The organism is Pseudoalteromonas ulvae UL12, from assembly GCF_014925405.1.
GTDB classification, from domain to species: Bacteria; Pseudomonadota; Gammaproteobacteria; order Enterobacterales; family Alteromonadaceae; genus Pseudoalteromonas; species Pseudoalteromonas ulvae.
The window spans coordinates 754,755-780,221 of the sequence record NZ_AQHJ01000035.1; the positions used below are offsets into that span (position 1 = coordinate 754,755).

At 39.6% G+C, this 25,467-nt stretch carries 23 protein-coding genes; 9 read left to right on the forward strand and 14 right to left on the reverse strand.

What is annotated here, in order from left to right:
• Positions 1–2: 2 nt before the first annotated feature.
• A complete protein-coding gene (locus PULV_RS21385; protein WP_086743449.1) occupies positions 3–1,088 on the reverse strand; it encodes an efflux RND transporter periplasmic adaptor subunit in 1,086 nt (361 codons plus the stop codon).
• Between the two features lie 146 nt (positions 1,089–1,234).
• Between PULV_RS21385 and PULV_RS21390 the strand changes: the two genes are divergently transcribed.
• The 6 genes from PULV_RS21390 to PULV_RS21415 all read left to right on the forward strand — a co-directional run bounded on the left by PULV_RS21390 (position 1,235) and on the right by PULV_RS21415 (position 7,113).
• Positions 1,235–2,122 (forward strand): LysR family transcriptional regulator, encoded by an 888-nt coding sequence (locus PULV_RS21390; protein WP_193332621.1) that lies wholly within the window; start codon positions 1,235–1,237, stop codon positions 2,120–2,122.
• Positions 2,123–2,425: 303 nt separating this feature from the next.
• Positions 2,426–3,514 carry a hypothetical protein gene (locus tag PULV_RS21395; protein WP_086743447.1) on the forward strand — a complete coding sequence of 363 codons (1,089 nt, stop codon included), beginning with the start codon at positions 2,426–2,428 and terminating at the stop codon, positions 3,512–3,514.
• A complete protein-coding gene (locus tag PULV_RS21400) occupies positions 3,508–4,035 on the forward strand; it encodes a polysaccharide biosynthesis/export family protein (RefSeq protein ID WP_176365153.1) in 528 nt (175 codons plus the stop codon). The genes PULV_RS21395 and PULV_RS21400 overlap by 7 nt, the downstream gene beginning before the upstream one ends.
• 3 nt (positions 4,036–4,038) lie before the next feature.
• Entirely contained in the window at positions 4,039–6,108 is a 2,070-nt protein-coding gene (locus PULV_RS21405; RefSeq protein ID WP_086743445.1) for a GumC family protein, read from the forward strand.
• Positions 6,083–6,418: an MGMT family protein gene (locus tag PULV_RS21410; protein ID WP_086743444.1), complete on the forward strand. Its 336-nt coding sequence runs from the start codon at positions 6,083–6,085 to the stop codon at positions 6,416–6,418. The genes PULV_RS21405 and PULV_RS21410 overlap by 26 nt, the downstream gene beginning before the upstream one ends.
• A 419-nt stretch (positions 6,419–6,837) precedes the next feature.
• Positions 6,838–7,113, forward strand: a complete 276-nt coding sequence (locus PULV_RS21415) for an HU family DNA-binding protein (protein ID WP_086743443.1) — start codon at positions 6,838–6,840, stop codon at positions 7,111–7,113.
• A gap of 55 nt (positions 7,114–7,168) precedes the next feature.
• Here PULV_RS21415 and ilvN read toward each other — a convergent pair whose 3' ends face one another.
• The 8 genes from ilvN to PULV_RS21455 form a co-directional block, all read right to left on the reverse strand.
• A complete protein-coding gene (gene ilvN / locus PULV_RS21420; RefSeq protein WP_193332622.1) occupies positions 7,169–7,666 on the reverse strand; it encodes an acetolactate synthase small subunit in 498 nt (165 codons plus the stop codon).
• On the reverse strand, positions 7,666–9,390 hold the full coding sequence (locus PULV_RS21425; RefSeq protein ID WP_086743441.1) for an acetolactate synthase 3 large subunit: 1,725 nt from the start codon (positions 9,388–9,390) through the stop codon (positions 7,666–7,668). Before PULV_RS21425 ends, ilvN begins: the two co-directional genes overlap by 1 nt.
• Before the next feature lie 411 nt (positions 9,391–9,801).
• Positions 9,802–10,809, reverse strand: coding sequence for an isocitrate dehydrogenase (locus tag PULV_RS21430; RefSeq protein ID WP_086743440.1), 1,008 nt, complete (start codon positions 10,807–10,809; stop codon positions 9,802–9,804).
• Positions 10,810–10,955: 146 nt separating this feature from the next.
• A complete protein-coding gene (locus tag PULV_RS21435) occupies positions 10,956–12,689 on the reverse strand; it encodes a hypothetical protein (RefSeq protein ID WP_193332623.1) in 1,734 nt (577 codons plus the stop codon).
• On the reverse strand, positions 12,686–13,072 hold the full coding sequence (locus PULV_RS21440; RefSeq protein ID WP_086743438.1) for a DUF3192 domain-containing protein: 387 nt from the start codon (positions 13,070–13,072) through the stop codon (positions 12,686–12,688). The genes PULV_RS21435 and PULV_RS21440 overlap by 4 nt, the downstream gene beginning before the upstream one ends.
• Before the next feature lie 345 nt (positions 13,073–13,417).
• A complete protein-coding gene (gene xni / locus PULV_RS21445) occupies positions 13,418–14,194 on the reverse strand; it encodes a flap endonuclease Xni (protein ID WP_086743437.1) in 777 nt (258 codons plus the stop codon).
• The gene (gene ppnN, locus PULV_RS21450; RefSeq protein ID WP_086743436.1) at positions 14,194–15,546 is read right to left on the reverse strand and encodes a nucleotide 5'-monophosphate nucleosidase PpnN; all 1,353 of its coding nucleotides are present in this window, start codon (positions 15,544–15,546) and stop codon (positions 14,194–14,196) included. The genes xni and ppnN overlap by 1 nt, the downstream gene beginning before the upstream one ends.
• A 69-nt stretch (positions 15,547–15,615) precedes the next feature.
• Positions 15,616–17,157, reverse strand: coding sequence for a GGDEF domain-containing protein (locus PULV_RS21455; RefSeq protein WP_086743435.1), 1,542 nt, complete (start codon positions 17,155–17,157; stop codon positions 15,616–15,618).
• 255 nt (positions 17,158–17,412) lie between these two features.
• Between PULV_RS21455 and PULV_RS21460 the strand changes: the two genes are divergently transcribed.
• Positions 17,413–19,134, forward strand: a complete 1,722-nt coding sequence (locus PULV_RS21460; protein WP_086743985.1) for a M61 family metallopeptidase — start codon at positions 17,413–17,415, stop codon at positions 19,132–19,134.
• Positions 19,135–19,157: 23 nt separating this feature from the next.
• Here PULV_RS21460 and PULV_RS21465 read toward each other — a convergent pair whose 3' ends face one another.
• Complete coding sequence (locus PULV_RS21465; protein WP_086743434.1) at positions 19,158–19,355, reverse strand: DUF1289 domain-containing protein; 198 nt, start codon at positions 19,353–19,355, stop codon at positions 19,158–19,160.
• A gap of 104 nt (positions 19,356–19,459) precedes the next feature.
• Between PULV_RS21465 and PULV_RS21470 the strand changes: the two genes are divergently transcribed.
• The gene (locus PULV_RS21470; protein WP_193332624.1) at positions 19,460–20,500 is read left to right on the forward strand and encodes a S1C family serine protease; all 1,041 of its coding nucleotides are present in this window, start codon (positions 19,460–19,462) and stop codon (positions 20,498–20,500) included.
• Positions 20,501–20,503: 3 nt separating this feature from the next.
• Entirely contained in the window at positions 20,504–22,660 is a 2,157-nt protein-coding gene (locus PULV_RS21475; protein WP_193332625.1) for a cation:dicarboxylate symporter family transporter, read from the forward strand.
• A gap of 40 nt (positions 22,661–22,700) precedes the next feature.
• Here PULV_RS21475 and PULV_RS21480 read toward each other — a convergent pair whose 3' ends face one another.
• The 4 genes from PULV_RS21480 to PULV_RS21495 form a co-directional block, all read right to left on the reverse strand.
• Positions 22,701–23,222: a hypothetical protein gene (locus tag PULV_RS21480; RefSeq protein ID WP_193332626.1), complete on the reverse strand. Its 522-nt coding sequence runs from the start codon at positions 23,220–23,222 to the stop codon at positions 22,701–22,703.
• 130 nt (positions 23,223–23,352) lie between these two features.
• The gene (gene hisIE / locus PULV_RS21485) at positions 23,353–23,964 is read right to left on the reverse strand and encodes a bifunctional phosphoribosyl-AMP cyclohydrolase/phosphoribosyl-ATP diphosphatase HisIE (RefSeq protein ID WP_086743430.1); all 612 of its coding nucleotides are present in this window, start codon (positions 23,962–23,964) and stop codon (positions 23,353–23,355) included.
• Positions 23,961–24,734: an imidazole glycerol phosphate synthase subunit HisF gene (gene hisF, locus PULV_RS21490; protein ID WP_193332627.1), complete on the reverse strand. Its 774-nt coding sequence runs from the start codon at positions 24,732–24,734 to the stop codon at positions 23,961–23,963. The genes hisIE and hisF overlap by 4 nt, the downstream gene beginning before the upstream one ends.
• Positions 24,716–25,450 carry a 1-(5-phosphoribosyl)-5-[(5-phosphoribosylamino)methylideneamino] imidazole-4-carboxamide isomerase gene (locus PULV_RS21495; RefSeq protein WP_193332628.1) on the reverse strand — a complete coding sequence of 245 codons (735 nt, stop codon included), beginning with the start codon at positions 25,448–25,450 and terminating at the stop codon, positions 24,716–24,718. The genes hisF and PULV_RS21495 overlap by 19 nt, the downstream gene beginning before the upstream one ends.
• Positions 25,451–25,467: the final 17 nt, after the last annotated feature.

The following is a 25,467-nucleotide window of genomic DNA, read 5'->3' on the forward strand; positions in this document are numbered from 1 at the left end:
TCTCACAGCCCTTTTTCACGTTGCCATGGGCGCACTGTTTGATTTTCATTCAGAGAATGCACGCCAGCGCTGACAATGAAGTCGCCTAAATTTAATCCACCAGTGACTTCGATGCCATTGCGATGTAATTCAGCGGTTTGAACAATCACCTTATTCACTTGGTTGCTAGTAGGATCATATCGCCAGATAGCATTTTCGACTTTTTTAGTGTTTGGGTTTACTTCTGAAAAGACAGCTTCAACAGGAACCAAAAAATAAGCGTGTTGGCCTTTGGTAATTTTCGCTAAGTCGATATAGACATTACCCGTCATACCGGCCAATAAGTTAAAATCGTCTGGTACTGGCAACGAAAATACGACCCGGTAAGTTAATGTATTTGGATCTGCTTGCGTGTCCCATTCTTTGACGGTGAGATCATAAGCTTGGTTTGGATAGCCATCAAAAATCACTTTTGGTTGATAGTCTTGTGTTTTATCAACTCTGGCAACGACCTTTTCAGGCACTTGTATTGTGACATCCATTAGATCACGAGTTTCTAGCCGTAATATATTTTGCTTGGCCTGAATATTTTCATAATTTTTAACAAACACTTTGGCGATAGTGCCACTGAAAGGCGCTTTTAATTGCGAGTATTCGTAATCTGTTTGTGCTTTACGCAAAGCTGATTCGGCCACTTGTTTATTGGCCTTGGCTTGGTCATATTCCGATTGACTGGCAATCCCTTTAGCTAGTAAAGACGCGGTCCGGTCTAATTGTGAGACGGCTAGTTCATAACGAGCTTGTCTATCATCCACTTGCAATAAAAAGTCAGTAGGTTCTAGTTTTGCTAGTAGTTGACCTTTTTCGACAGCTTGTCCTGCTAGAATAGGCAAGGTTGTTAGCTCTCCATTGACCCTAAATGCTAAATATGAGCCTTGATTTGCCTCCACTTCGGCTGGAAAGCTGCGCATCGTTTCTTGGTTTTGATTTTTAACTTCAAATAATTTAACAGGACGGATCAATGGGGCTGCGCTGGTGGTAGGCTCATCTTTGCACGCACTGATAAAAATGGTTAATAAAAGAAGTAGAAGCTGTTTTTTAATATGCATTTTCGTTGCCTTGGAGCAAGTAGGTCGGACAGTGTAATGACAACTATAGGTTTTTATTTCACTTATAGTTAATTTAGCGGCAATAGTAGTGTGAAAAGGTGTAAAATTAAATTTATATAAAATTATAATCTGTATAAGTATTATTTATGACGTTAGAGCAAATTAAGATCCTCGCAGCTGTCGTTGATTATGGCAGTGTTAAAAAGGCCGCCGAGATATTACACAAAACACAACCTGCACTGAGTATGTCTATTCAAAAGCTAGAAAACGAACTGGGTTTTTTATTGTTAGACCGCAGTCAGTATCGGCTTTGCCTAACAGAGCATGGTGCTTTGTTTTTTCGCCAAGCTCGATCATTATTAAATGATGCTAATCAGTTACGAGTATTAGGTAAGCGCTTAGCACAAGGTTATGAAGCCAAATATCGTATTTGTTATGACGAAGGCTGTGTTGATGCCAATATCGATCAATGTTTGACGCAGTTATTTAATCAGTATCCTTCGACAGAGTTTTTGATCAATAGCGGCAGTCGATTTAATGCCATTAATCAGGTTAAACAGCAATCTGTCGAGCTTGGAATTGGCCCTTGGTTTCATATTTTTCAAGCAACAGGCCAATACGATAGTTTTGCTATTGGTCAATTAGAGCTGGTTATTGTTGCTGCACCGAGTTTGTTTGTACAGGGGCTCGTGACTCATTCTCGTGATTTGGCACAATATTGTTCCTTGAGTTTGAAAGAGAGTAACTTTGAATTTGACAGTGAGCACCTCAACATTGTCGAAGGCTCTCAGTTAATCAAAACAGATGATCTGGCAATGTTGACTCGATTAGTAGTTGCCGGTGCAGGTTGGGCGATGATGAGCCGAAAAGCCTGCCAACATTTACTTGATTCGGGCGTTTTATTTGAAGTGTTACTCGATGATTATGATGACGCTATCTGTGTTGAGATCCGTGTGTTTCGTAATAAAAATCGCGAACACGGTGCGGTGGCAACATCGCTTTGGCAGTTATTGCAAAATTTACATGCGCAATGATTGTATTTAAGCCAAATCCTTTAAGTACAAAAGTTATTAATTGGCTAATTGTTAACTTACTGTTTATTGGATGATTTAATAGGGACACAATCAGTTTTCGGCTTCTTTATTATTTTAAGCTACTTAATTGATTGAAAAAATAAGAATTGATAACTTGTTTTATAAGAGCATTTAGTCGCATAATGTCCCAAATTAATAAATAGTTTATATTACATTTTTATTACAAGTAATTAAGCGTAATCAACAAAACATCTGCGAGTATTTTTTTTGAAGTATTTATTTGCTGTAAGTTGTTTGCTTTTAATGTCTACACATTTTTGTCAAGCCAACGTGGTTTGGGATAAGGAAATCAATCAGTTTAGGACATCTGTAGCAGTAGAGCTGAACGATAACTTATACAACACAACAATTCAGCCACGCCAATCAACGTTATTGAGCGCTCAGGCACAGTTAAACACGTTAAGACTTTTTGATGGGTATGGTCTGTATCTGCCTGCTTCGATATCAAGCCGACAAGTCAGTTATGACAGTGAGTTAAATAATAACGATGTGGTGTTTGAGCCTCAGTTACATGTATTTTTGAGTGAGAGCACAGAGATAGATTTCATCATTCGACACCATGATGTACTAAAAATCAATGGCGATTCACAAGCTGAATTTTTAACTAGTCGTTTCTTAGATGAAACATTTAATAGTGCCCAACTGTCATTATCGTTAGGACGAGCACAGCAACTTCAGTTTTTGAATTTTGATCTGGGTCAGAGTACTCGAAAGCAAACTCAATCAAATGGAATTTTCACTGATATTCAAACAAATTATATCAATAGCCTTTATGGTCACCAATTGACAGAAGATACAGATTGGTTACTTCATGGAACTTATCAAAACGAACAACGTTTAGCACTCAATAGCATGCTTTATGAAATGGGGCTTGGTTTTAAGACCGATTTTGGCAGTACTCACCAATTTAAACTTGTGACAGGCTGGTTCGAGCGAAGCGGTGATTCCAAGAGCAAAGGTTTTTATTGGCAATTAGAAGACAATTGGTTAATCAATGAACTTCATCAATTGCGCTTTTTAACGTCACAGCGCTCCGAGGTTGCGACGTCTGTAAAGGCTTTGACACAGCTGAGGACACGCGCGGAAGTCTTCTATCAATTAGCGATCAGCCAGCAGCATAGTTTAAATGCGACAATCAATTATCAAACAATCGAGTTAGATAACACATCGAGAATGAACCGTTCTTGGCAGTGGCAGCTTCGCTGGCAATGGCAAATATTGCAAGATATCATTGCTAAGTTATCATTTAATCAACTGAAAACTAAAGATAATTACCTACTTGCCGACAAAGTACAAAATAGATGGGATCTCAATTTGGAGTATGTATGGTGAATTACACAAATGTCATCCTAATAATATTTGTTCTATTAATCGGACACGTTGCAGCGTCAGAGTTTAATCAGGCTTATCAGCTCGGGGCGGGTGATTCAGTTAACATCACTGTTTATCAAGAATCAGACTTAGCTTTTTCTGGTCAAATTAGTCAGCAAGGGAAAGTTGATTTTCCTTTGTTAGGGAGTATTCAGTTATCTGGGTTTACTCAACAGCAAGCCAAATCACATATCGAAGCACTGTTAAAAGATGGTTATCTTGTGTCACCAAGTGTATCAATCAGAGTATCAAGCTATCGGCCATTTTTCATCTATGGCGAAGTGCGCAACCCGGGGAGTTACACCTATCAACCTGATATTACTTTAGAGCAAGTCATCGCTTTATCTGGTGGGCTGAAAGATCGGGCGTCTCGTACACAATGGCAAATTCAACGAGGACAACAAAAAGCGACATTTTTAGCTCAGGCTGACACTATTATTTTACCAGGAGATGTGATCAAAATTGAGAAGAGCTTTTTTTAATCGATGACTCAGGTAACCGGGACATTTAAACCAAGTGAAGAAGAGATTGATTTAGCTGATCTCATCTCTTTATTTTGGATTAAAAAATGGTTTATTTTACTTGTAACTAGCATGGTCTTTGCTATTGGGCTTAGCATTGTTGATCGCATGCCCAATATTTATAAAGCGACCACCACAGTGATGGTAAAGGGCACAAAAGGCAGCAACCCTCTGCAGTCACTTGTACCCGGCATGGCTTCGAGCAGTGACGATCTTGATACAACGATAAAATTACTAAAATCTGCTCAATTTGCAGAATCTATTGTTGAATCATTAGTCGTCCCCACGGAACTGCACCAATTTGCGTCTCATTTAAAGTGGGACAGCGATGATTTATTAAACCACTTATCTATTCAGGTGGTCACTAAAACCAACTTGCTCGAAATCAGTTTTGAAAGTCAGGACGCAGCGTTTACAGCGACGGTTGCCAATCAAGTGGCGCAAACTTTCATGCAATATCAGACCCAGTTAATGCAGCCCCACACTGAAAAAAACGATGACTGGATTAACAGTAAAATACAAGCTGTGAAAGATGCACTTTTGGTTGAAGAAACTAAATTAAATCAATTTCGCCAGTCACACAATGTGATTGATATCAGCAGCAGTGTCGCCATAGCAAAACAAGAAATTGCGTTACTCTATCGGGAGATCCGTGAACTTAATACTCAGCGTGACATGCTTGAGCGCTTTGAAACTAAGGTTGCTGTGATCAATGATGATTTGGAGCAATTGTTATTAATCAATGAAGTGGCTAACTCCCCACTGATTAAAGAACTGATTCAACAACAAGCGCTGCAGCGTGCGCAATTATCACAAATCAAATTGCGTTATTTAGAAAAACACCCTGTTTACAAGTCAATGGCTTTAAAAATCAGTGAAACAGATAAACAGCTTGAGATAGAGGTGAATGCTTTTATTGAAGCCATGGCTAAGAATAAAGTCGACTTAGCGCTGCAAATTACCGAATTAGAAGAAAAGCAGCGTGATGCAAACGCTGAGCTTGAATCGGCGATTATGCAAGAGCAAGCATTTAAGAAATTACAGCGCACAGTGGATGCGAATTTAAAACTATTAGAATCCTTAAGCTCAAAACAGAAGGAAACGGAATTATTAAAAGATATTAATGATTCAACAGATATCATCGTTATCGATCCCGCGATGATACCTTCGTCTCCAATTAAACCAAAAAAAGCGCTTATTGCAGCCATTTCGTTAGTGATGGGCATGGTATTGTCAATTATCTTGGTGATAGTGATCCATTTTTTTGCCGATGCCCAGCGTCGTTACCGTCAAATTGCGCACCACTATGGTTATAAAGTGTTAGGCGAACTGCCAAAAATTCGTAATAAAAATAAAGACAAAAGTCAGCCAATCTTAATAGGAACAGGCAAACAGTTTGAAATTTATCAAGAGTCAATTCGCTCAATTCGAACAAAAATCTCATTAGATAAAGAACTTGGCGATCAAAAAATTATTGCCGTGACTTCCCTTACGCCGAACGAAGGTAAATCATCGACGTGTTTACAATTAGCCAAGTCATTTTCTGAATTAGAAAACGTTATTATTATTGATGCAGATTTACGCGATCCATCCATTGCGGTTGCTCTTGGCGAGTCTCGGCATCGACCCGGTTTGACGAATCTGTTGGCTAAAACGCATAACTTTGAGCAATGTACCTTTCATAATGAACAAATCAATGCCGACGTACTGCCGTCGGGATTAAGGCCAATGAACCCATTGTTATTTTTATCTATGAAACGATTCGAAAACTTGCTGACTGCCTTACAAAAAAAGTATGACCGGATTATTTTGGAGTGTCCGCCCATTTTGTCGGTAAGTGATGCGCTAATGGTTAGCAAGCATGTAGGGGGGTTAACGCTGGTTGTAGATGTACAAAAAACATCTTTAGCTAAATTTAATCACGATATTGAATTACTCACTCAATCAGAGACCACCGTTTCGGGTGTGATCCTTAATCGAATCAAGTACGATAATCAGAACTACTATTATGGCTCGACAAAAAGAAGAACGTAATGAGTTGGAATCTAAACAAGCGCACATTTGGACAGTGGTTGGCGCTGTACCAGCGGGCACTGTTGCGAGTTATGGTCAGGTCGCGAAATTAGCCGGTTTACCCGGATATGCACGTTTTGTTGGACGTTGTTTAAAAGATCTGCCGGAAGGCTCTACATTACCTTGGTATCGAATAATCAACAGCCAAGGAAAGATTAGCTTTGCAAAAGATTCCGAAAAGTATCTTAAACAGCTCAATTGTTTACAAAAAGAGGGGATTATTTTTCGTAACGATAGAGTCGACTTAAAAAAATATCAGTGGAAGGTGTAATCTTTACAACCTTTTTGTCATCCCAGACGACTAATGATTAAACCCATTTGAATGTATTGGTATTATGACTTCTGATATTGCAATATTTTTTATGCTCCTTTCGCCAGTGTTTAGTATGTACCTATGTTACATATTTGTGAATTTTATTCTGGTGGTGATCAATAAAACGCCTGAAAATTACCTAAAAAAATCGACCGCTAGAATTAAAAATACATTATTATTGCAATGAATTCAGCTTGTTTGCATACACTTTGCTCCTTTTTTAGTAACGCTGAGAGAGCCGTTCGTAAATTTTTACATTTTTGTAAAAAAAACACAGCTAAAAATCTAAAAAATCGAAAATAGCGGTTGCCAATGCTATAAAAATGCATAACTATAAGGGCTGCGAAGGCACAATAATAAAGAATAGGAATCTAGAAATGAACAAAGCTCAATTAGTTGAAAAAATCGCCACAGATGCTGAGATTTCAAAAGCCGCTGCTAGCCGTGCTCTTGATGCATTTACCGGTGCTGTTTCTAACTCTCTAAAAGAAGGCAATTCAGTTGCTTTAGTTGGTTTTGGAACTTTTTCAGTGAAAGCCCGTGCTGCGCGTACAGGCCGTAACCCACAAACTGGCGCTGAAATTCAAATTTCTGCTGCTAACATCCCTTCTTTTAAAGCAGGTAAAGGCTTAAAAGATAGCGTTAACGTATAATTATACGTTTAGCAGTTAAATAAAAAAGGGACTCGAGAGTCCCTTTTTTATTTGTTTAAGCTCGTAAGGCTTTATCGCCACGCATTATTCCAACTGCACCGGAGCGGACGACTTCAACTATCTCTGTTTCATTTCGAAGTGTATCAATAAAAGAAGCCAGCTTTTCTGAACTACCAACTAGTTGTAATGAATAACAGGTTTTCCCCATATCAAGGATTGCGCCACCAAAGATATCGACTATGCGTGTTACGCCAGCTCTTGTTGTTTCATCCCCAGCTCGGACTTTAATAAGTAAAAGCTCTTTTTCGATGTGATTACTTTGAGTGAGATCGATTACTTTAAGTACATCAACTAACTTATTCACTTGCTTGGTAATTTGTTCAATAATGCGATCATCCCCAACCGTTGTGATAGTGATACGCGATAGCGAGTTATCGTCGGTGGTTCCGACTGTTAAGCTGTCGATATTATAAGCCCGCTGTGAAAATAACCCGACAATCCTAGAGAGTGAACCCGGCTCGTTTTCTAATAAAATAGATAAGACGCGTCTCATTATGCTTTTACTCCTTTTTTCAACCACATATCATCAATTGCACCAAGACGAATTTGCATAGGGTAGACATGCTCTGTTTCGTCGACACATATATCTACAAAGACTAATCTGTCAGTGATAGCCATGGCCGTTGCAAGTGCATCCTCAAGCTGATCAGGATGATCAACGCGGATCCCAACGTGGCCATAACTTTCTGCTAATTTGACAAAGTCTGGAAGTGATTCCATGTAGGAGGATGAATGACGACCAGAATAAATCATATCTTGCCATTGCCTTACCATGCCTAAAGAGCGGTTGTTTAAGGAGATAATCTTTACGGCCAAACCATACTGCATACAGGTCGATAACTCTTGTATATTCATTTGAATCGAACCATCACCAGTCACACAGACCGATTCTTTTTCGGGAAATGCTAATTTAACACCCATCGCAGCAGGTAAACCGAACCCCATGGTGCCAAGGCCACCACTATTAATCCACTGTCGTGGTTTATCAAATGGGTAATATTGCGCGGCAAACATCTGGTGTTGCCCGACATCGGAACTAATATAAGCTTCACCATTGGTGACTTTGTAAAGTGTTTCAATGACCGTTTGCGGTTTTATTTTTCCCTCTGATTTGGTGTAATTTAGGCATTGCTGCTCACGCCAGTTATTAATTGTTCGCCACCAATCTTCTTGAGCAGCTCTATCAATAGACAGAGGACTTGTATCAAGGGCATGTTGCAATTGTGATAAGACAGTTTGTAAATCACCCACCACTGGAATATGAGCCGCAATTGTCTTAGAGATAGAAGTTGGATCGACATCAACATGGACAATGGTTGCATTAGGACAAAATTTCTTCACATTGTTTGTGACACGATCATCAAAACGTGCGCCTAAAGCCAAAATTACATCTGCATTTGCCATCGCTTTATTAGCTTCAAGACTTCCGTGCATCCCAAGCATACCTATAAAGTTTGGGTGAACACCTGAAATTCCCCCAAGACCCATTAATGTATTGGTAATGGGGGCATTTAATGACTCGACTAATTGAGTGAGTTGTTCTGATGTGTCAGATAAAATAATCCCTCCGCCAGAATACACAACGAGTTTCTTGGCAGATAAGATTGCAGCCACTGCTTTTTTAATTTGCTTTGTGTGTCCTTTTTTACTCGGATTGTAGGATCTCAGCGCAATATCATCAGGCATAACAAAATCAAAGAGCAGGGCAGGGTTAAGGATATCTTTGGGTAGTTCTACGACCACGGGACCTGGACGGCCAGTTTTGGCTATGTAAAACGCTTTTGCGAGTACAGCGGGAATTTCTTCTGCATTACGGCAGTTAAAACTATGTTTAACGATTGGCCTAGAACAGCCAACAATATCTGTTTCTTGGAATGCATCATCACCGATTAAGTTACTAGGCACTTGCCCTGCTAAAACCACCATCGGAATTGAATCCATATACGCTGTCGCAATGCCAGTAACACAGTTTGTTGCCCCAGGTCCAGAGGTTGCGAGGACGACACCCACTTCACCCGTTGCTCTTGAATATCCATCAGCCATATGCGTTGCAGCTTGCTCATGACGGACTAAAATATGCTGGACATCATCTTGCACGAACAGCGCATCATAGATATCGAGTACTGAGCCTCCTGGGTAACCAAATACGTACTTTACATCAAGCTCTTTTAAGGATCGCACAACGAGTGCGGCTCCTGACATGCTATTTTCTTCCATCCTCATTCCTCAGTAGTATGCAAAAAAAAACCCCGTCTGATTGAGCGGGGTTTTTTGAGATAAATTTATTGCTCAAGTTAACCCGCTGGTTTCACCACAGTGACCAGTACGACGAGTAAAACTAAAGCAACAGTATTAAAATTCATGTAATTATTTTTTAATTAATTATTAACAGATGTAGTTTTATTGATTTTTGTCTCTGATGTCAAGGGCGAAAATAAAGTCAGGTCAAGAATAAAAATTCTAAATAAAAGGGTTTAAATTGTATTTTTACATAATTTATCTATTTTTACTTTAAAATAAGGAGGGTTTATCTTTAAGGGCGGTTGTTAATGAAAGATCGGGCCAGTTACAGAAATGAATTTTAGGTATAAAAAAACCCACCGAAGTGGGTTTTTTTATATAAGACAATTATAAACGGTCTATAACAGCTTGTGTGAAATCAGTTGTACCATGACTGCCACCTAAATCACGTGTGGTTCTATCACCTGATTTAATCACATCAGCCACAGCAGAGCGGATACGTTCCGCAGTGTCACCCATATCGAGGTATTCTAGCATTTGGATAGAAGCTAAAATGACAGATGTTGGATTGGCTAAATTTTTACCCGCGATATCCGGTGCACTGCCGTGGACAGCTTCAAAAATTGCGGCATTTTCACCAATGTTGGCACCAGGTGCCATACCTAAGCCACCGACTAGACCGGCACATAAGTCGGATAAGATGTCACCAAACAGGTTGGTAGTCACAATGACATCAAACTCTTCAGGAGTCATAACCAGTTTCATACAAGTTGCATCAACAATCATTTCTGCTGATTCGATATCAGGGTATTGCTCAGCAACTTCACGTGCTACTTTTAAGAACAAACCTGAAGTTGATTTTAAAATATTCGCTTTATGTACTGCAGTTACTTTTTTGCGCCCTTCACGACGAGCGAGTTCGTAAGCAAACTTTACGATTTTCTCAGCGCCATTACGAGTGATTTTACTCATCGCTTCTGCTTCATTACCATCTTCTGATACGACTTGACCTAATCCAGAATACATACCTTGCGTGTTTTCGCGTACTGTGATGATGTCGATATTATCGTAGCGAGCTTTAGTACCTTCAAAAGACTTGACCGGGCGAACATTGGCGTACAAGCCAAATTGTTTTCTAAGAGTGACATTAATAGAAGTAAAGCCTTCACCTACAGGAGTCGTTAGTGGGCCTTTAAGTGTAATTTTATTTTTTTCAATGATGTCTAACGTGTCTTGTGGTAGAAGTTCACCAGTTTTTTCTAATGCAGCCAGACCAGCATCAACAAATTCATAGTCAAAATCACAGCCAGCTGCAGTTAAAATTTCAATTGCAGAATCAATAATACTCGGGCCGATGCCGTCACCTTTAATTACGGTAATAGTTTGCTTAGCCATTTAAATTTCCTTTAGAAATAAGGGACAATCAGAATTGATATACAACCTGATCGAATTACTATTCAATCGCACTTTATAGCAATTTTGACGCTAACTTTCCAGATTTAACGTGATAAATAGCACCAATTGCTTAGAAATAAAGCATTTTATAGCACGCAGCAGGCTGAGGTGCTCAGGACATAATCATTTTGTTGTTCTGATAATAATTGCTGAGCAGTCAGTTGGGTCTTAAGTAAGTCATTAGCACGATTGACTAACGCATTGCTTAACGCACAGGGCTCGACGCGAATACTAAACAACTGATTTATTTGTGATATCGCTAAAACTAAACAAGCAAGTTCGGTTGACATGGATGAGGGCTTAACCGTTTTTATGTCCGCAAGGTGATTCACAGCGTGTTGCCAGCTACGAGGAATATTGCTGGGTAGCACAATATTTTCTGATATAGGTAAGCGAGGTTCAATCATTAATAATGCGCTGATATCAAGACGTTGTAGTCCACTACAGGTTGAAGCCTGACTGGTATGACCAATAATTTGATTATGGTGCCCAGTTAGTTGGGCAATGACCACTTCGAGCAACGTGATACTGGCATACTCAATAAAATCATCGTAGCCTTGTAGTGCAATTGACTCAATCAATAAAACAGCACTGAGAATTCGAGCCTGCAAATTATCGCAATTGGGAAATTTAATCGCACTTAAACGGTTTAATAAAGCGAGTTTATGTACAACTAAAGGGATGCGATTTGGGCCTAACAGCAAAACAGCATGTTTTAATTCACTGATAGTTTGTGTTGTTTGTTGGGTTGCAAATTCACATAAACTACGTGAGGTAAATGGATCAGCAGCTAAAACAGATAACAGTGTGTCAGTTTGCCAATGCGCGCGAGTCTGAAGCTGCTCAATTATATTATGACCATTACTGTTATCGACTAAAGCGTGGCTTTGTGGTTGGATAAATCGCTCGACTACTTGAGCGAGTGGTTTAAACCATAACGCAAAGAGTAACCTTGGGTCGTGACAGCTTTGTTGAGATAAGCATTGGTTTGGAATAGTGGTGATCGGGTGCCACTTGCCATCGGCTGTGATTGCATTTTTATTGAATTTAAAAGTGAGGTGTCGTCCTTTAGGGAGCTGGCACACATACATGAGTAATGAATCTTCCCATTTAAAACATGTGCCTGGAAGCACATCAGGAAGATGTGCGCTTAACGATAAAATAACAGAACGTAAAAAAGAGCTCTGGAAGTGAAGGTACGCGTATTGTAAAACAGCATTCAGCGACTGGCCTTTTGTTGTTTTAGTTGGAGTAATTTTTTTGGCAAGCCAATGACTGAGTGCAATAATTTGTGTGTATTGATTGTCGAGATGAGACAGTTCATTTTTCGATAGCTTTTGTTGCGTGGCACTTAAATTCGCTAAGACTTCATAAATAAGTGTATTGTTAACATGCCCAGCATTTAATAGTTTAATGGCTAAATTGAAACGCTGATGCCACAGTTTCTGACTTTGTAGCGTTAAAACTTCTTGATTGGCTAATAAATTTGATTCTTTTTGTGCGCATATTAACTGAACTAAATTAGAGCCAATTAAGCTATAGCGTGTTTCTGGATCATAACCGAGAGAATTGCTGATGGCGGTACAGATAATTGTTTGGTTAATAATGAGGTTAGTTGTGTAACCTTGTTTAGCAATATAAAACAACAATTGGGATTGCATTGCTCTGGGGTTTTGCTGATAGGCTTGATCATATTGTTCGGCTAACTGACTGAGTAATGGGAATAATTTTGGCCATTTATTTTTTTGATAGTATAAGCGTAATACATTATGCGTAGAATTGACGAGCTGTTGTAATTCCGTCGCATTAAAAGATGTCATATTGCTCCATTTTCATAAGTCGCTAAGGCACCTAATCCCCAAGCAAGGAGTATTCCATTTTTAAATAAAATCCCAGTGCACTCATCTTGAGTGGTGATCCCGTCAGATTTGACATGTTGGGTACGGTAAAAGACAATTTGATAGGTATTATCTTGCGAGTTTTTAGCAAATGTGAGGTCTGGAGAGCCTAATTTATCAAACACAAGATCGATTGACGTGGCCGATTTTAAATCTAACTTACTGATAAAGCGATTATTGAACGATTCCCTATCTCGCCAATTCATAGACGCAGGATCATCTTGATAAAATACTATTACTAATGTGGCCAAAATCACGTAAAGGCCAATACCCAATAATATATAACGAATGATTTTTTTGGTCATTCAAAAAACCTGTGATGATCGCTTGATTGTGTCAAACATATAAACAATATGGATATGATATATCAATTTCTCAGTTAAGTTTAGGGGCTGTTGATCTTTCGTGATGATTTTTGCAGCGAATTGTTGGGTACTTTTACAAGGCAGCGCTTTTGTGGTGTAGCGAGCTACACGAAAAAGCGATAACGCAGTAGAAATAGCCAACAAACGCTGCCCGAAGGGGTCGGCTAAAAGCGTATTTCTCTTTGTTGAGCAGTATTTGCTTAGAATGACTAGGCTACACACTGCTCGGGGCGATAAAAACGCTTTTATCTCGAACAAAATTTAACCACGAAAGATTAACAGCCCCTAGTGTCTTTGAATTCGAATAGATTTAAGGTTAAAGCCTAAGTGAATATCACATCTAAGTGTGGCTAATTGTTTAGAAATAACAAACTCTTGTAAGTGAGCTTCTAGTTTACTCAAATATCGTGTTTCAAGTGTTTTGTCTGTTAATGCTTGGGCAACCCCTCCAAACTGGTTAATTATTTGTTGCGCTGTTTTTTTTCCTATGCCCTTCACACCTGGGATATCGTTAGTTTTATCACCCGCAAGGCCCCATAACTCTGTTAAATGTTGTTGTTGAACGCCAAATTTGCTTTGTGAAATATCAGGATGGAGGAAGTGTCCTGCAAAGTAATCATAGATATGAATATGCTCTGCCAAATGCGGGATAAAGCCTTTATCGGTTGAGACAATAATACTATCAATGTGTTGCAGAGCCGCTTTATTAGCAAGTGTGGCAATTACATCGTCAGCTTCATCGTTATCGGGTGTAAAACTGATAATACCGGCTTGGTTGAAACTTTGGCGAAACTCATCTAACGATGCCTTCAATATGGCAGGCATTGGTTCCCGTGATGATTTATATTGAGGGTAGAAATGATGACGCCAGCTCGTCTCGCCATCAAATACGGCTATCGCATGAGTGGCTTGTGTCAGTTTCACTAATTTTTCGCTGGCACGTGCAACACGGCTACATGAGTTTTTTATCGCTAAGTTTGGGTCGGGATTTTGTACACTGTCTACTGCAAAAATGCGCCGAATGAGATTCAGCGCATCAATAATTAATAATTTTTGTTTCATTATGTCTTTATTTTATAACAAGGTATGTATTTGCTACCAGGTAGCTTCATTCTACCTTGTTCAACGAAGGCTTGCAGTAATAGATCCATGTCCTTCATTAAACTTGGATCGCCTGACAATGAAAAAGGCCCATGTTGCTTAATTTCTCTGATCCCCTCATCTTTTACATTGCCCGCAACAATACCTGAAAATGCCCGGCGCAGGTTTGCAGCTAATGCTTGTGGAGCTTGATCCAAATGGAGGTCAAGTGAAGCCATATTTTCATGAGTCGGGGCAAACGGGTGCTGAAATGCATTATCTATTTTTAATGTCCAATTAAAATGATACGCATCGCCTTGTTCTTTTCGATAATCGCGTACTTTTTGCATACCCTGTTTTAAGGTTTTTGCAACGGCTTGCGGATCACCGACAATGACTTCAAACTTTTCTAAGGCCACTTTTCCTAAGGTTTTTTCAACAAAACGACAAATCTCATCAAAGTAAGCTCGGCTTTCTTTTGGTCCTGTAAGGATAACGGGAAGGTGCTGCTTTTCATTATCTGGATGCAATAAAATACCTAACAGATATAAAAGCTCTTCTGCTGTACCTGCGCCACCTGGAAAAATAATAATGCCATGGGCTACACGGATAAAGGCTTCTAACCGTTTTTCAATATCTGGAAATATAACCAGTTCATTGACTATCGGGTTGGGTGGCTCAGCAGCAATGATACTTGGTTCTGTTAGCCCCAAATACCGGTTATCTGTGATCCGTTGTTTTGCATGACCAATAGTGGCGCCTTTCATTGGCCCTTTCATTGCGCCAGGGCCACAGCCAGTACAAATATTAAGCCCTCGTAAACCTAATTGGTAACCGACTTCCTTAGTGTAACGGTATTCATTTTCATTGATAGAATGGCCGCCCCAGCAAACGATCATATTCGGATCAGTATTGACTGGTAGGGCATTGGCATTGCGTAACATATCAAACACGATATGAGTGGTATGCTCTGAATCTTTGATGTGCGCTTTTGGAGAATCGTATTTACTGTTAATAAATAAAATGTCACGGATCACAGAAAATAAATGTTCATGGATCCCTCGGATAATTTGTCCATCAACAAATGCAGACTCTGGCGGGTTGATCAGTTCAATTTTGATACCTCGCTCACGGCTTAGTAAGTTGATATCAAAATCACGATACTTATTATAAATTTCTTCACTCGAATCAGTATGGCTACCAACATTCAATACGGCTAACGAGCAATTGCGGAATAAACGATATAACTCTGAGGTTGAAGAGCGAGTTAAAGAATCGACTTCGACTTGAGAAAGTAAATCTAAACTACCGATGGGATTAAGCTGTACTAACATGGATATTTCCTTCTATCGCTTAATAACTAATTAATTTAAATATAGTTTTCTTACAATAGAAGGTAAAGTTTATTTTTTGATAACCAGTTGATCGCGACCGGAATTCTTTGCTGAATACAGAGCTTCATCAGCACGATCGAATACTTCTTGTGGGTTATCGGTTGGCAAAAATTGCGTAGCGCCAATTGAGATTGTAATTTGAACGTTAGTGTTTTTAAACTTAAATGGAATAGATTTAATGCTTTTTCTAATTTTTTCAAGCGGTTGAATAATTTGGTTTAAATCAGAATCTGGCATGATTAAAGTAAATTCTTCCCCCCCAAAACGAGCGATAAAATCAGTCGTTCTGATTGTTTTCTTTAACGCACTGGCGATGACCTGTAAGGTTTTATCGCCGGCACTATGACCATAATTATCATTAATACTTTTAAAGTGGTCGACATCAATGACAACTAAGCAAAGGTTTTTATTAGTTCGTTTAAAGCTTTGGTATTCAAATTGTAAACGCTCATCAAATGCTGCTCGATTGGGTAACTTAGTGAGTGAATCTTGCAGGCTTTTAAATTTCTGTTCGGCTAAACGGTCTCGGTAAGTTTTTGTTTCTTTTTCAAGTATATCAATCCGTTTTTGCATGACATGGAGAGATTGGCTGATTGACTCTCTTTCTTGAATTTCGAGTTCTTCTTTTAATTTAATATCAAGAGTCAGCGCTTCGAGTTTTTGACCGACGAGTTTTTTGAGTTCAGTGACTGAGGTAGCAGCTTGTGTTTCGTTATTGAGCAGAGTGATTTTTTCATCAATTTGTTGATTTAATTCAGCCATACGATGACCGACATCACGGGAGCGATTAACAGAGTCTAATAACGATTGATGCAAAAGAGCTAATGTTTCATTGATGGCCAATAAAAACGTTTGCGCGGATTGCCTTTCTTGAGAAATAGTCGCAACAATGAGCCTGATAATACTAATGCAGCAATCTAATAAAACGGACAGTTGGTTGTTACTGGCTATTTTGTGTTTAATGCGGTCAATCTCTTGCGCATTATTGCCTTCAAAGGCCAACTGGCTAGTTAAGTTGAGTAATTCTTGCGCTAGTTCCGGCGCAAGGCTTTGCGGTGCTGCTTGTATATCGCCATGTTTGTTATTAAGTACTTGATGATAAATATCAACGAGACGCGAAAGGACCGGAACAAAATCTTGGGTGGCTTTAATATCATCTAATTCAGTGGTAAGAAGATTTCGTAAGCTGCGTCTGAGTGCATCGGGTACACCTTGTGATTGTTGTAAACGTTTACCCGCATCATTGACTGTTTGATGGAGCTCTCGGATATTGGCAGATTGACGCAATTCTTGCTGTGCAAGTAAAAGGGTAATTTCATCTAATAGCGGTTTTAATATTTCAAAATCAATCCCTTTATTAATGGCTGCACGGAACTTAGCTAAACGGTTATCGAGTTCGAGGTCTAACCCTTTGCAGGTTAAAGATAGTTTAGCAACAAATTGCACAAGAGAACTGACTTGGCTTTGACGCGCTTGTTCGACTACTTCACGGTTTTTAACCGCAGAACGCAATTTTTTTTGTAAAGACTCTAACTCGGTTTGATTCGCCACTGATGAAATTAATCCTTTATTACAGCTGATAATTTTATACTTCTTACATTATATGCAAAAAGAGTCAGAACTCCATGCTTTGGGTGAATAAATGGAGGTAAAAACATGACACATTCATTATTAAGCAGGTGGATCAAGCTAGTAAATTGAAAATTGGCTTGATACCCTAGTTTGATATAAAAATTACAGGAATTTAAAGTGGTTAAATTACATTCAATTTGCGGTGTGTCTTTATTGTTGTTTGGCGCCTATTCGATGGCTGATGTCAATTATCAAATGACGATTACACAACCAGAGCATCATTTATCTGATATCCGCGTAGAATTTCCTGCCACCGCTCAATCATTCTTAGATGTTAAATTACCGGCATGGCGTACAGGCAGATATGAAATTCTTGATATGGCTAACGGTGTGCGTTTATTTAATGCTAATGATAAGAATGGTCACTCACTCAAATGGGAAAAAATAGAAAAAAGTACCTGGCGAATACATTTAGATCAACCCACTGAAGTGTCGCTGAATTATCAAGTTTATGCGAATGAACTGGGTTATCGCTCAAGACATATTGATGACAGCCATGCGTTCATAGATGCGTCAGGCTTTTTTATGTACAGCGAAAGTTTTCGCCAAGAACCTGTAACAGTTAACTTGTCTGTCCCGAAAAAATGGCGAAGTGTGTCAGGTATGAACTCAGGTCGCTCAGCTCATCAATTTGTCGCTGCCAATTATGATGTCTTAGTGGACTCACCAATCGAAACAGGGATTAATCAGTGGCACGAATTTGAAGTCGATGGTCGCCAGTATGAGTTAGTCATATGGGGGCATGGCAATTATGACGTTGAGTTAATGCTGTCTGATCTTAAAAAACTAGTCAAAACGGGCACTGAGATTTGGCATGCCTATCCTTATGAACGTTATGTGTTTATGGTTCACGCGACATCAGGTGCTCGAGGGGCAACTGAGCATTTAAATTCCACGATTATTCAACGACACAGAGAGAGCTTTGAGAAGCGGGATGATTATTTAGGGTTTATTTCAACAGCTGCACACGAGTTTATTCATACTTGGAATGTTAAAGCGTATCGCCCTGCTGGAATGGTGCCGTACGACTACATCAATCCAAACTACACTAAACTGCTTTGGCTTGCAGAGGGTTCGACCAGTTATTTAGAAGAGCATTTATTACTTCGTGCTGAGATTATGACGCAACAAGAAATGTTCAAGCAAATGTCAAAATCAATTAATCGCCATTTGGCGACTCCTGGTCGAACGATTCAATCGGCAGCCGAAACCAGCTTTGATAAATGGATCAATCAAGGAGGCGATCACGGTCGAAACTACAGCACTAACATCTATTCGGAAGGGGCGTTAGTCTCGTTTGCGTTAGACATTGATATTTTAAAACGCACAAATGGTAAAAAGAGTTATCGCGATGTTCATCAGTTGTTATATAAAAATTTCGCTCTACCTAAAGGATTTACTGAACACGACGTTATCGATATTTTAAATTCGTTAACAGGAGCCGATTATTCCACTTGGTGGCAAGCTCATATTACTGAACCTGCTCAAATTGACTTTGATCTTCTATTAAACGAGATAGGTCTAGAATTAGTGTATCCCAAAGGACACTCAATGGTAGCTGATCCGCAAATGAGTTTTAAATCAGGCAGTGAATTAAGTACGTTAACCGCAGTCCAGAGAAATGGCGCGGCGTGGCAAGCTGGGCTCACAACGGATGACATGATTGTTGCAATTAATGGGCAAAAGGCACCAGCAGATTTGAAAGGGTATTTTACTCAATACCAAGCAGGTGAAACCGTCAAAGTTGATTTCTTTAGACGCGATACACTGATGTCAACCACTCTTACTTTTGCTGAAAAATCAGATAAAGACAAAGTAGTACAAGTTGTGACGGATCCGACTGAACAACAAAAAGCGCTTTACAAAGCCTGGATAGGGCACTCGCTCATTAAATAAGTGTGCGTATACGCAATACGTGATTAATTCTCATCACGTATTGCGTTTGTTTCTTGATCGGCGCGTGGCATTTTTAATATCTCATCCCGTTCTTTTTGTGTCAGCAAAATCCAATCATAAATTTCATCTTCTGTTCGCCCACAGCCTGTGCAGTAGCCTTTTAAACGGTGACACTGACCAATACAAGCCGTTTTGAGTTCAACTGTTTTTTTATTGCTCATTTTAATTCTTTTTAAATCCGTAATGCTGTACATACTAGAGAACTGACTATTAAAAGCAAAAGCTAACTGATACCATTTTCATCTCATTACGAAAAGGATTAAGCATGCGCTTTATAATTTTAGTTATCTCATTGATTAGCACAGCCGCAATAGCCAAAGATTTTAGTGGATTGTATAAACAGCTCGATCCTTCCGTTGTGATTATTTATTCCGATTCAAAAGCAATACGTGCAGCGGCGGGTCAACAAGAGTTAGTAACTCTGACTTCGAGCAGTTTAGGTACAGGCACGCTGATAAATAATGAGGGTTTAATTTTAACGGCTGCTCATGTTGTTAATAGTGCAGATGAGATCACTGTTGATGTTAAAAATAGAGGCAAATTTAAGGCAAAAGTCCTATCGACTTACCAAGGTGCCGATATAGCCTTGGTCAAGTTATTGACGACCAAAGAAGATTTTAAAGCGGTAACAGTCGCAGACTCTGATCAAACTGATATTGGCGAAGAGGTCTTTGTTATTGGCACGCCTTACGGGTTAGGTCATACCTTAACTGTGGGTCACCTAAGCGGAAAACGGACTCACACTGGTCTTGGAAATCGAGAACTTGAGTTTTTGCAAACCGATGCGGCAATCAATCAAGGTAACTCTGGCGGGCCTTTGTTTAATTCGAAGGGCGAACTGATTGGTGTGGTGAGTTATATTGAAACACAATCAGGGGGGAATGAAGGGCTTGGTTTTGCGGCCAGTAGTAATATGGTCAAACGCATATTAATTGATCAGCCTTTAATTTGGTTTGGTATGGAATTTTCGGTGTTGTCATCTGGAATGGCTGCGGCATTTAATCTCCCGCAAGATTCAGGGTTGCTAGTTGAAAAAGTAGCCAAACAGAGTTTTGCTGATCAAGTTGGTATCAAAGGGGGCGTGGTTGAAGTGACGATCCAAAATCAAACCATTGTAATTGGTGGTGATGTAATCTTAGCGATTGGACCTATTACAATTACTGGTGAAGAATCAAACTATGAACGTATTGTGCAGTACTTGAATTCATTAAAAGGAGGCGAACGTATTCCTTTTAAATTACTCAGAAAAGGTGCTGTGATTGAAATGTCTGCAGAAAAACCCAACAAACGAATAAAGTTAATTTAGTCAATGCATTTAAAATCTAATCTTATTTTTCAAAAGTTTAACTGGTTAAGTTCATTAACTCTGGCCAATAAAATATTAATTTCGATGGGGCTTGGTTTAATTATTGGCTCTTTTACTACGGCGCCTTTGCCTGGTACTGATACGGTATCGCAAGCATTTGTATTGCTTTTACAAATGACAGCCCTGCCTTTTGTCGCCCTGTCGCTGATCAGTGGTATCGGTTCATTATCTAAACCTCAAGGGTTGGCGATTTTGAAATACGGCAGCTGGGTATTAATCGGTTTATTGCTGTTAACCCTTAGTTTTATAATGCTGGCACCTTTGGCGTTTCCGGATTGGGTCAATTCATCCTTTTATAGTGCCACTATCACTAAAACTACTGAAAGTGTTGATTATGTGAGATTGTTTATTCCTAGTAACCCGTTTGCAGCTTTTGCTAATACGGTGATCCCAAGTGTGGTGCTGTTCAGTGTTTTTATGGGTATAGGATTAATCAATTTACCCAATAAAACCCGTACCATTGAGGTGCTCAATGATCTACAAAGCGCTGTCGGTAATATCAGTTCATTAGTGATGAAAACCGCCCCGTTAGGGGTTTTTTGCATAGCCCAAAAAGCGGCATCTACGCTTGAGGCAGAAGTAGTATCTGGCTTAGTTGTCTATATTTCGGTTGTCTGTGTCGTGGTGTTTATTACTACATTTATCGTTTTGCCTGCTGCGGTAGCCACTCTCACCCCTGCTCGTTATAAGCATGTTTTGCGGATCTCTCAAGAAGCGATGATTACAGCGTTTGCAACAGGCAGCTTTTTTGGTGTCTTGCCGGTAATTACCAGCCAGCTTAAACAATACATTGAAGATTACTCGAAAGATCAACCTGACATAGCGCTGATCCCTGAGATTATCGTGCCGATGAGCTTTAGCCTACCGACAGGTGGTAAGTTGTTATCCATCGTGTTCATTTTATTTGCGGCCTGGTTTTCTGGTGAGCAGATCTTAGTCACAGATTACAACACCTTGATTATCTCTGGTTTAATACAGTTGTTTGGTTCGACGACCGTTGCTATGCCGCAACTGCTCGATTTATTTAATATTTCAGGCAGTATGTTTGAGCTATTTATTGTTAGTGATAATTTAATAGTGGGTCGTTTAGGTGCTTTATTGTCGGTGATGTTTACTGTGTCGTTGACCTTATTGATCACGGCGGCGTTGGTCAAAAGAATCACATTTAAATGGCGGGCATTTTTTAAAGCGATGGTAATTATCCCGCTCATCACGGGTTTGTTTTTATATGCACTTAGCTTTGTTCTTGATGCCTTATCACATCGTTATGAAGGATATGACGCATTTATTGACCGTGATTTTTTATATAATCAATCAAGTCATCAAGAGGTTAAGTCATTACCAAAAACGATCCCTGTCTCAAAACAGACCGATACCTTAAAACGTATCCAACAAAGAGGTGTGTTAAGGATTGGTTATTATCGTGATGATTTACCTTATGCATTTCATAACAAACAAGGCAAGTTAGTTGGTTTTGATATTGAGGTATTGTCGATTTTAGCTGCTGATCTGGGCGTTAAAGCAGAATTTGTTAAAATTTACCGAAAAGAAACAGCCTCACTGCTAGAACAGGGATATCTTGATATTGTCACTGGGATCCCACTTATCCCAGATAATATGCAAAAATATACTCTAACAACACCTTATACAGAGCAATCATTAGCCATTTTGACAAGAGATATTCGTCGTGGTGATTTTATTGATTGGCTTAGCATTCGTGAGCGTAAAGATTTTATTATTGGTGTTCCGGAGTCATTCTTTTATCAAAGTATCATCAGTAAAAACTTTAAAGCAGGTAAAGTGTGGGAAATAAGTTCGCCACGTTTATTTTTCCGTGAAGATTATCAGCATATCGATGCGATGATTTTTGGCGCGGCGAGTGCATCAGCATGGACGTTACTGTATCCGGAATATACCGTTGTGACACCAAAACCTGCGTTGCCACCCGTTGCAATTGCGTTTCCTATTTCGAGTCATGATCCTGCTTTTGAACTTTTTATGCGAAATTGGATTTTGATGAAACAAAGAAACAGCACGTTTGATAAGTTGTTTACATATTGGATTGAAGGGAAGGCACCCGATTATGTGATGGAACAATAAAAAAGGGCAAGATGCCCTTTTTTATTAAGTCGTTATTTGTTTATTTAGCGTAGCTAGTCGGTTGTGCGCCGACTTGAAAACTGGTTGACCACGTATTATTCATTTTAGCCAATGTTTTCCCAGAATGAATGGAGATTATTGGGAAGTTTTCAAGGTGAAAATTAGTCCGTACAGATTGCCCATTGCTAACTTGTTCCATTTTCCAATTATCAGGACTTAAACAAGCTTGTGTGAAAGCAACGGCTTCTTTGTAACTTTCCAGTGCATCTACTTGATTATTAAAACCTTTTTGACATTGATAAGCGAGTTGTTGTCCTGAAAATTGACTGATTTGGCATTGGTCACCGACTAATTGATATTTAGCTTGCCAAATATCGGCGTATTTATTGGTTACTTTTTGTGATTTAAGGCCATTAAACTCATTACTGTAGCCTTTGACTAATGCATTAATTTTATCACAGGCTGAAAGTTTCTCGACTTCAGCTTGTTGTTCAGGTGTTAAAGTCGCGTTACACGCACTTAAAATAAAAAGTGAACTAAGCAATGGTATAAAACGTAGCATAAATCAACTGTCCATAGGAATTTTCTAAAAGGATAACGAACTCACTGCCTAAAAGCTATTGCCTCAATTAAAAAAGAACGAATTGTCATTGTGTTATCGCTGAAAATTCGTTCTAACAGGTGATAATTGCTTATTTATGGCGTTGTTGTAAGTTCTCGATAACTTGTGTCACTGGCACATCGGCTTTTTGTAACAAGACGAGTAAATGAAATAATAAATCAGCTGATTCGTTGATCAGCTCTTCTCGGTCACGTTTAACTGCAGCAAGTGCCACTTCAACGCCTTCTTCGCCTACTTTTTGTGCACTGCGACTGATGTCTTTGGCGAATAGAGATGCGGTGTAACTGGTGTCTGCAGAGGCCGTTTTACGTGATTCAATCACTCGGTTAAGCTGACCAAGAAAAGCGAAATCAGGAGCCGCTTGCGCAAAACAGCTTTGTGTGCCGAGGTGGCAGGTTGGCCCATCAGGTGTTGCTAAAACGAGTATTGAATCGCGATCGCAATCTGTGTGAATGCTATTTACGTGCAGATAATGTTGCGAACTCTCACCTTTTGTCCACAAACGCTGTTTTGAACGACTAAAAAAGGTGACTTTATCGTCAGTCAGGCTTTTTTGTAAGGCTGCTTGGTTCATAAAGCCTTGCATGAGGATAACGCCTGTTGCAGAGTCTTGTACAATAGCAGGTATAAGATCACTTTTTTCAAAGTCGATTGTTTGATAATTACTTAAGTCGATTTTCATAGTCTGGCCGCTACCTGATTGTTTACTAAGAACTGTTTGAGTTCGGGAATATCAATAATATTTTTGTGAAAAACGCTTGCTGCGAGTGCACCATCTACGTTTGCTTGTTGGAATACATCAACAAAGTCTTGCATTGTGCCAGCACCACCAGAGGCAATAAGCGGCACATGACACATCTCACGGATGATATTTAATTGCTCGATATCATAGCCGTTCCTGACACCATCTTGGTTCATACAGTTCAATACTATTTCACCTGCGCCTAAATCTTGCACTCGTTTAACCCATTCATGGGTGGTATAGCGGGTACGAGATGAGGCATTAGGATCACCGGTTAACTGATAGACCAAGTATTGGTTGGTGTCTTTATCGTAAAAGCTATCAATGCCCACAACCACACATTGTTTACCAAATTCATCATGTAATTCTTTGATTAAATTTGGATTTGCAATGGCTGGGCTGTTAATACTTATTTTATCTGCGCCTTGCTCTAATACACGACCTGCATCGCTGACAGATTTTATACCTCCGGCGACACAAAAAGGGATATCGATGTGTCGTGCGATATTTTCAACCCATGATAAATCTAACAATCGTTTTTCGACACTGGCGCTGATCTCATAAAAGACCAGTTCATCTGCACCAGCTTCGCTGTAGGCTTGGGCAAGTGGCAAAATATCGCCGATAATTTCGTGTTGTTTAAATTTGACCCCCTTAACGACTTGGCCATTTTTAACATCTAAACAGGGGATTATGCGTTTGGAGAGCATGCTATGGCCTCCTCAACACTAAAAGCGTTATCTAATAAGGATTTACCTAAAATAATTCCACTTACACCGAGTGCTTTTAGTTTTGCAATATCATCAAGCGAACTGACACCGCCAGATGCTTGCACGTTAATATCGGGAAATTCATTGAGTAAATCTTGATACAAAGGGAACGAAGGCCCAGACATAGTGCCATCTTTACTGATGTCCGTGCATAAAAATTCGTTAACACCTAACTTTTTATAAAAAGCGACCAGTTCAAATAATCCGTATTCAGCATCGTTGATCCAACCATGCGTAGCTGGAAGCCAGCCATCATTCGTCTTGTTCACATCGAGTGCGATGACAAATTTTTCTGGGCCAAATTGGCTGATCCAAGATTTGACTATCTCGCGTTTCTCTATCGCCATCGAGCCAATCACTACTTGCTTCGCGCCGGCTGCTAGCCAAGTGCTGATGTCTGATCCGCTTCGAATGCCGCCGCCGATTTGAAAGGGTACTTTGAGCCCTTCTAATGCTTTTTGAATGTGTTGCCATTGTTTTTTGCTCGGATCACGAGCGCCTTCTAAGTCTACTAAGTGTAATTTAGATGCGCCGCTTCCTGCGTACTCGGCTAAACGAGCACTTAGCTCAAACGGGTAAAATTGCGCAGTATCGTACTTGCCTTGGTATAGTCGAACAATTCGATTTTGTAAAACATCTAATGCTGGAATGATCACAGTTTACGTCTCTTTTA